This is a genomic window from bacterium (genome assembly GCA_021372515.1).
Classification (GTDB): domain Bacteria; phylum Gemmatimonadota; class Glassbacteria; order GWA2-58-10; family GWA2-58-10; genus JAJFUG01.
In genome coordinates this window covers 1-4238 of sequence record JAJFUG010000218.1, presented here as the reverse complement: position 1 = coordinate 4238, position 4238 = coordinate 1, and the positions used below count along the sequence as shown (strand labels likewise).

3 protein-coding genes are annotated in these 4238 nt (G+C 65.1%); all 3 read left to right on the top strand.

The features are described from left to right. The coding region (gene metG / locus LLH00_19480; protein MCE5273465.1) for a methionine--tRNA ligase subunit beta at nt 1–902 on the top strand (902 nt) is incomplete at its 5' end. A 200-nt stretch (nt 903–1102) separates the two neighbouring features. Further along, nucleotides 1103–3298, top strand: a complete 2196-nt coding sequence (locus LLH00_19475; GenBank protein ID MCE5273464.1) for a hypothetical protein — start codon at nt 1103–1105, stop codon at nt 3296–3298. A gap of 157 nt (nt 3299–3455) precedes the next feature. Further along, the coding region (locus LLH00_19470; GenBank protein ID MCE5273463.1) for a hypothetical protein at nt 3456–4238 on the top strand (783 nt) is incomplete at its 3' end.

Here is a 4238-nt window from a genome sequence, read left to right as displayed (position 1 = left end):
TGGCCGATGCTGTGGGCAACTTCGTCAACCGCACGCTCACTTTCGTGCAGCGCTATTTCGAGGGAAAAGTCCCGCAGCGGAACACGCTCGGCGAGCTGGACCGCGAGATGCTGGGGCAGCTTGATTCTGTTGCCGCGCGGATCGGCGAGCTGATCGACAGTTTCCGCTACCGCGCCGCGGCGGATGCTTTCGCCGAGTTCGCCCGGTTCTGCAACAAGTATTTCAACGACAAGGCGCCCTGGGCCAGCCGCAAGAATGATATGGCCGATTGCGCCACCACGCTGAACCTCTGCGTGCAGGCCGCCCACGCGCTTTCGATGGTGATGTGGCCGATCATGCCGTTCTCGGCCGAGAACCTCTGGGGCCAGTTGGGACTCTCCACGGACTGGCGCGAGCATCCCTGGGAGCAGGATTATGCCAACGCGATCCAGAGCGGCCACGCCCTGGGCGAGGTGAAAGTGCTGTTCCCAAAGATCGAGGACAGCCAGATCGAGGCCGAGGAAAAGGCGATCAAGGACCGCGCGGTGACAGTCGAAGCCCCGAAGAAAGCCGAGTCGGAGCCGATCGAGCCGCCGCTGGATTTCGGCGATTTCCGCAAAGTGGATATCCGGGTGGCCCTGGTCACCGCCGCCGAGCCGGTGAAGGGGAGCGACAAGCTGCTGCGGCTGAGCCTCGACCTGGGGCCCCTGGGGGCGCGCACCGTGGCCGCCGGCATCGCCAAGCACTACAGGCCCGAGGAGCTTATCGGGCGCAAGGTGCTGATGGTGGCCAACCTCAAGCCGCGCCAGGTGATGGGGTTCGAGAGCCAGGGTATGGTCCTGGCCGCGGTGACCGGCGACACCCTGGCCCTGAGCGGGATCGACACGGCCAAGGCGCTGGCGCCCGGAGCACGGATAAGCTGATCGGCCCTATCTGTGTGTGAAGGATACTGCAAGTCAGGGGCGGGTGCGTTACCCGCCCCTTCTTTGTTTCGGACACTGCAACACCGCGGCTGGCACTCTATAAAAATTTTCCATTTTTCGGGAACACCGTTAAATTTCCGTTGTAATCTTAGCAACCAGCCTTATTTATTGAAAAAGCCCCCTCACCCGGATTCAAGCGGATGCGCTGGTTAAAGCGAGTGGTTCTTTTCTCAGCGGTGCTTCTTGCCACCCAGGTTTGCGGCGCTCCGGCGGCCGAAAGCGCGGATGACTATTACATGCTGGCGGTCCAGGGGTTCGCCGGGGCCGACTCACTCAACGCCCTGGCCCAGGTCAACCGCGCGCTCAGCCTCGATCCGAACCACAGCCGGGCCAGGCTTCTGCGCGGGAATGTCAACCTGGCCGTGGGCAGCTATGTCGAGGCCTGGACCGATTTCAGCGTGGCTTTCCGCGACCCGGACCCAAACCAGAAAACCATGGCCTGGGCCGGCCTGAGCGACACTTTCACCCAGTTGCGCCGTCGCCGCCTGCTGAACGACCGTTTCTACGATGAATCCAACCCGCTCGACCCGGCCCACCCGGAGGAGTTGTACGCCAAGGCTCAACTGGCCTACACCTCCGATTCGCCGGAGGGCAACCGCATGGCCCGCAGCCTGATGTTGCGGCTGGTCCGTTTCAACCCGGGCTACCGCGGGGTCTACCGCATGTGGCGCGAGTTGTTCCGCGACCAGACTCTCCAGGAATGCCAGGCCCTGGACAGTTGCCTGGTGCAGTTCCTTGACGCTCACCCCGACAGCACCGCCTGGTGGATCGAGCTGGCCCGCGACCGGTTCAGGCTGGGCCAGACCGGCGAGGCCCTGGCCGCCCTCGACCGCCTGGAGCAGACCAACCCCAACTTTTCCAGCCCGGATGTCCCCCTTCTGCGCGCCCGCTGCAAGCTGGAGCAGGGGGATGAGCGCTCGTTCCAGTACCTGTATTTCAAGGCCCTGGACAGCGCGGCCTCGAGCGGCGATTTCGCCAGCCTGCTCCGTCAGGCCGAGGCGGTGTTCACCAGGAACGACTATGACGAGTGGCAGCGTTTCGGGCACTCCGGCGACCGGGCCGCTTTCCTGCGGCGTTTCTGGGTGCGGTTCAACTCCGACCCCTTCGAGACCGTGAACGGCCGTCTGGTCACCCACTACCGCCGCCTGCGTTTCGCCGAGCAGAACTACAGCCTGCACAACCTGCAGAGCTTCGAGATTTTCTCCCGCCAGAGCGGCCGCCTGGGCATCCCACAGCACGAACTGTCCGACCTTGGCGCACCGGTGATCTGGGAGCACGCGATCAACCTGGGGTTCGACCCGCGGGGCCTGCTCTACATCCGTTTCGGCGCGCCGGACTCGGTAAGCTGCACCCTGCTCGAGCGTTTCCCGGCCGACTCGCTCCAGACCTGGTACTACGGGATCATCCCTTTCTCGTTCCAGCGGCTGGGCCAGGCTGAGGATTTCGTTTTCCGTCCCACGCAGTACGAGAAATCCCTGGCCGATGTCCTGCGTATCGTGCAGTCGCAGCGCATGGCCGACCCCAGCCTGCACTTCGCCCGTGACTATTTCGAGGCCCAGTTCATGGCCCCGGAGCCGGGCATGCTGGAGGTGGAGTTTTACCAGGATGAGCGCATCCCCGGGCAGAGCGCCCCGCGCGCGGAGGTGGCGCTGTTCGATGACTCCTGGCGTCTGGTGCTCAAGCGGGAAAGCCCGGTCTACCGCGAGACCATCGACCGTCAGGCGCTCTGGCTGGCCGTGCACAGGCTGATTGTCAAGCCGGGGCGCTACCGCTACGCTCTGCGCCTGAGCTCCGGGGCGGAGAGATGGCTCGCCCAGGGCGTGCTGGACCTGGCCCCGTTCCCTACCGATAGCCTCTGCCTGAGCGCCGTGGTCCTGGGCAGCCCGCCCGAGGCCGGCCTGCCCGAGTACGCCCGTGGCCAGATCGCGCTGGTGCCGCGCCCCTCCACGTGTTTCAGCCGGGGCGAGACGATCGACGTGTACCTGGAGCTTTACGGCCTCAAGAACAGCCCGGACAGCACCCGCAGCTATGTCGAGGGTGTGCTGGTGGAACGTCTGCAGGAGGGTGAGAAAAAGGTGCGCAAGTTCCAGGACAAGACCAGCACACCCCTGGAGTTCGAGGAAATGACCACCCAGACCAGCCTCAGGCATATCTTCCAGCGCATCGCCCCCGGCGGCGGCGGCCCGGTGGTGGAGACTTTCACCCTCGAAACCGAGGGCCTTCTGCCCGGCTCCTACCGACTGGTGATCCAGACCCGCGACCTGGAGGGCGGCGGCTGGGACATCGAGGAAACCTTCTTCGACATCGCCGCCGACAGTGCTCAGGACACCCGCTGACATGTTTCATCCTTTCCGTTAACTTGCTTGACTTCCGCCTCCTGCCGGCTTTATAATCAATTGTATCCTACACAATACCCACCAAACGTTGCAAAACAGACAATCTTGCTGTCGAAACCTCGGTAACGCTGGATCACTGATCGCGTGGAGGCCGTCCATGTCCGGAAAAAGTTCCCGCCTGTCAACCGGAATGCTGAGCGCTCTGGCGCTCTGTGCGCTTCTGACTGTCACGGCCGCGGCCGCTCAGAACGAGGCGGAAAGGGCCGCGGCCGCGCTGGAACGGGCGGACACCGCGGCCGCGCTCCAAATCCTGGACACGGCCCTGAAACAGGACAAGCATGACGGTGCGGCGCGGCTGGCCCGGGCCAGGCTGAATTTCGCCCGCGGCGATGGCAAGGCCGCGCTGCGCGATTACCGGGACGCCACCGGGCTGACAGAAGACAGCCTGCGCCTCGCGGCCTGGCTCGGAGTCTCACGCACCCAGCGCCTTCTCCTCCACGACAATTACCGGGCCGAGGTCGCCTGCCGCAAAGGGCTGTCCCTGGCCCCGGACAACTCCGGCCTGCTGATGGAGAAAGCGCAGGTGCAGCTCAGCTACGGCGGGGCGGACGGCCACAGCCAGGCTTCCGGGGCACTGGTCGAGCTGCTCTGCCTCGACCCGGCTTATCCCGGGGCCTACCGGCTCTGGCGCGACTCCTGCCCGGACCCGGATTTCGGGCTGCAGAAGAAACTGCGCGAGTCTATGGAGCCCTGGCTGTCCGCGCACCCGGACAGCGCTGGCTGGTGGCTGGACTTAGCGTGGGACAGTTTCCTGGAGGGTGAGACCGGGGAGGCCTCGGCGATACTGGAGCGCCTGGGCGCGGCCCGCCCGGATTTCGACAGCCCGGACCGCGAGCTGCTACTGGCCCGCTGTAAGGTGGAGCAGGGCGACAGCGCGGCG

Bases quoted from the DNA above. Each gene is read 5' to 3' on its own strand.
- LLH00_19475 (MCE5273464.1), top strand. From the start codon at position 1,103: ATGCGCTGGTTAAAGCGAGTGGTTCTTTTCTCAGCGGTGCTTCTTGCC.